The organism is Bradyrhizobium sp. SHOUNA76, assembly GCF_023006445.1.
Lineage (GTDB): Bacteria > Pseudomonadota > Alphaproteobacteria > Rhizobiales > Xanthobacteraceae > Bradyrhizobium.
Window position 1 is genome coordinate 1 of the sequence record NZ_JALBHA010000603.1, and the last position, 3,447, is coordinate 3,447.

At 65.1% G+C, this 3,447-nt stretch carries 6 protein-coding genes; 5 read left to right on the forward strand and 1 reads right to left on the reverse strand.

The window, feature by feature from the left end; all coding sequences use genetic code 11:
- The coding region (locus MOV74_RS34120) for a LysR family transcriptional regulator (protein WP_246931372.1) at positions 1-186 on the reverse strand (186 nt) is incomplete at its 3' end.
- 95 nt (positions 187-281) lie between these two features.
- Between MOV74_RS34120 and MOV74_RS34125 the strand changes: the two genes are divergently transcribed.
- The 5 genes from MOV74_RS34125 to MOV74_RS34145 form a co-directional block, all read left to right on the forward strand.
- Positions 282-1,259 carry a nitronate monooxygenase family protein gene (locus tag MOV74_RS34125; RefSeq protein WP_246931373.1) on the forward strand — a complete coding sequence of 326 codons (978 nt, stop codon included), beginning with the start codon at positions 282-284 and terminating at the stop codon, positions 1,257-1,259.
- Positions 1,260-1,278: 19 nt separating this feature from the next.
- The gene (locus MOV74_RS34130) at positions 1,279-2,355 is read left to right on the forward strand and encodes a nitronate monooxygenase family protein (RefSeq protein WP_246931374.1); all 1,077 of its coding nucleotides are present in this window, start codon (positions 1,279-1,281) and stop codon (positions 2,353-2,355) included.
- A gap of 77 nt (positions 2,356-2,432) precedes the next feature.
- Positions 2,433-2,720, forward strand: coding sequence for an Asp-tRNA(Asn)/Glu-tRNA(Gln) amidotransferase subunit GatC (gatC, locus tag MOV74_RS34135; RefSeq protein ID WP_246931375.1), 288 nt, complete (start codon positions 2,433-2,435; stop codon positions 2,718-2,720).
- An 18-nt stretch (positions 2,721-2,738) separates the two neighbouring features.
- A complete protein-coding gene (locus MOV74_RS34140; RefSeq protein WP_035709922.1) occupies positions 2,739-2,951 on the forward strand; it encodes a hypothetical protein in 213 nt (70 codons plus the stop codon).
- The coding region (locus MOV74_RS34145; RefSeq protein WP_246931376.1) for an amidase at positions 2,948-3,447 on the forward strand (500 nt) is incomplete at its 3' end. The genes MOV74_RS34140 and MOV74_RS34145, both read left to right, overlap by 4 nt.

The following is a 3,447-nucleotide window of genomic DNA, read 5'->3' on the forward strand; positions in this document are numbered from 1 at the left end:
CTTGCCGGCGCCGGTCAGCGTCATGCCGCGGCTGTGGCGTTCGAACAGCGCCGTGCCGATCTCCGCCTCCAGCGCCTTCACGCGCTGGGTGACGTTCGACTGGACCGTGTTGAGCTCTTCGGCGGCGCGGGTGATGCCGCCGGTGCGGGCGACGGCCGCAAAGGTCCTGATATCGTTGAGTTCCATGACCCGTTTCTCTTTTGAGATGGCAACGTTCTGTAGAATTCAATTTTGCAGAATGTTATTCGCGCCTAATCTTCCTGTCCAGAGTGGGAGAACCCATGCCGATTGCCACGCCGCTGACGGAGCTTCTGGGGATCAGGCATCCGATCCTGTCGGCGCCCATGGATACGATCGCTGGCAGCCGGCTGACCCGCGCTGTTAGCGAGGCCGGCGGATTCGGCATCCTGGGTGGCGGATACGGTGACCGTGTTCGACTTCAGACAGAGGCCGTAGAGCTGAAGGGCTTTGCATCGTTCGGTATCGGCTTCATCACCTGGAGCCTGGCGAAACAGCCCGAGCTGCTCGACATCGCGCTCGATGCTCGCCCGCAGGCCATCATGTTGTCATTCGGCGATCCCTCGCCGTTCGCGCCGCGCATCGCGGCGAGCGGTGCGCGACTGATCTGCCAGGTGCAGAGCGAGGACATGGCCAAGCAGGCGCTCGATGCCGGCGCGGAGATCCTGATCGCGCAGGGTACCGAAGCCGGTGGCCATGGCGCATCGCGCACCACGGTCGACATCGTGCCCGCGGTCGTCGATCTGGCGGCCGGACGTGTGCCTGTCGTCGCGGCCGGCGGAATCGCCGACGGCCGGGGTCTTGCCGCAATGATGATGCTGGGCGCATCCGGCGTGCTGATCGGCACGCGCTTCTATGCGAGCGTGGAGGCGAACGGCGCGCAGGAGGCCAAGCAGCGCATTCGCGTGGCGAACCGCAACGACACTGTGCGCGGCGTTGTCGCTGACTGGTCGCGAAGCCTGTTCTGGCCGTCCCCGTTCACGGCACGGACGCTTGTCAACGACCACATCAGGCACTGGACCGGCCGCGAGATCGAGCTCATGCAAAGGGCGGGCGAGGTGTCCGTTGAATATGCTGCGGCGAAGGCCGCGGGCAATTTCGAGGTCGCCGCTGTCTTTGCCGGCGAGGCTGTCGGCCTGATCCATGATATTCCGTCCGCCGCCGAGATCGTCGAACGGATTGCGACCGAAGCGGAGCAACTGCTAACCGGCCGGCGCAATTCCATCGCACCGCTTGCCTGAACCACGAGAGAGCAAAACCATGTGGCCCGACCGTCGATTGATCGACCTCTTCAAGACCGAATTCCCGATCGTGCTGGCGCCGATGGCCGGAGTGATGGATGCAGAGCTGGTGATCGCCGTGGCGGAAGGCGGAGGGCTCGGTTCGTTGCCGAGTGCGATGCTATCTCCGGAGAAGGCGCGCGAGCAGGTCGAGCTCATTCGTCAACGCGTGAAGGCGCCGGTGAACATGAACTTCTTCTGCCACACGCCGGTTGACCTTACGGCCGACGCCGAGGCGCGCTGGAAGCAGCGGCTCACGGGCTATTACGCCGAGCATGGTCTCGATCCCTCGGCGCCGATCACTGCCGCGAACCGTGCGCCGTTCGATGCCTCGTTCTGCGAGGTCGTCGAGGAGCTGAAGCCGGAAATCGTCAGCTTTCATTTCGGCCTGCCGGACGCGAAGCTGCTCAAGCGCGTCAAGGTGGCCGGCTGCCTCGTCATCTCGTCGGCAACGACGGTGAAGGAAGCGGTCTGGCTGGAACAGCACGGCGCCGATGCCGTCATCGCGCAAGGCGCGGAGGCCGGCGGTCATCGCGGCATGTTCCTGACCGACAAGATCGCCGAGCAGCCCGGCACGTTTGCGCTGGTGCCGCAGGTCGTCGATGCCGTGAAGGTGCCGGTGATAGCTGCCGGCGGCATCGCAGACGGGCGCGGCATTGCCGCGGCGTTCGCGCTCGGTGCCTCGGGCGTGCAGATCGGCAGCGCTTATCTGCGCTGTCCGGAATCCAAGGTCGGCGCGGGCGGCCGCAAGGCGCTAGCCGAGGCGCGGGACGATTCCACCGTCATCACCAATGTAATGACCGGCCGTCCGGCGCGCGGGGTCCAGAACCGCCTGATGCGCGAGGCCGGCCCGATCTCGCCGGATGCGCCGCCCTTTCCCCATGCCGCGACCGCACTGGCGCCGCTCAAGGCGGCTGCTGAAAAGCAGGGCAGGGTGGACTTCACCAATCTCTGGGCGGGCCAGGCTGTGGCCCTCAGCCGCGAGGTCCCGGCGGCTGAAATGACCCGGGATCTCGCCAGATCGGCGCTGGCCCGCATGAAAGCGCTGGCCGGTTAGGCCAGCCACGCCGGTTGCGGCGCAAAACCGGCCTCTGCTATACGGCACATAGGTTTTGCCGTGAGAGGCCTTATATAATGTCCGTCGACGCTGCTACCGTCCGCCGCATCGCGCATCTGGCGCGCATTGCGGTTTCCGAGGGTGAGGTTCCGCATCTGCAGGGCGAGCTCAATGCCATGCTCGCCTTCGTCGAGCAGCTTTCGGAGGTCAATGTCGAGGGCGTGGAGCCCATGACCTCGGTCACCCCGATGCAGATGAAGAAGCGGCCGGACGTGGTCGATGACGGCGAGATCGCCGACGATATCGTTGCCAATGCGCCCGCGACCGAAGGTCACTTCTTCCTGGTGCCCAAGGTTGTTGAGTAGTTCTTAGGACCAAGTCCGATGTGCATGCTTTGCGATGATGAAAAGGCCTATCAGGCCTACATGAACTATCTCGACAAGATGGAACGGCAGGGCAAGGCTGCCGACCCCAACGTCGCCGTCAATGCCGTGCTCGACGAGATCGAGGCCGCCGCGAAAGCAGCCGCCAAGAAAGACGACCCGGCCAACGACAAGACCCTGTCTCCGTTCTTCTGCAGCCCGATCAATAAATGACCGATTTGACATCGCTGACGCTCGCCGAGGCCCGCAAGGGTCTCGCCGACAAGACTTTCACGTCCCTCGAGCTGACCGACGCGCACCTCTCCGCGATCGAAGCCGCGCGCGTGCTCAATGCCTTCGTGATGGAGACGCCGGACCGGGCGCGCGACATGGCGCGCGAGGCCGATGGCAAGATCGCCAAGGGTGAGGGCGGTCCCCTCGCGGGCATCCCGCTCGGCATCAAGGATCTGTTCGCAACCAAGGGCGTGCGCACCACGGCGTGCTCGAAGATCCTCGGCAATTTCGTGCCGACCTATGAGTCCACGGTGACCTCGCAGCTTTGGCGCGACGGTGCCGTGATGCTCGGCAAGCTCAACAACGACGAGTTCGCGATGGGCTCGGCCAACGAGACCTCGTGCTTCGGTCCCGTCGGCAATCCCTGGCGGCGCGAGGGCAGCAACACGACGCTGGTGCCGGGCGGCTCGTCCGGCGGTTCGGCCTCGGCCGTGGC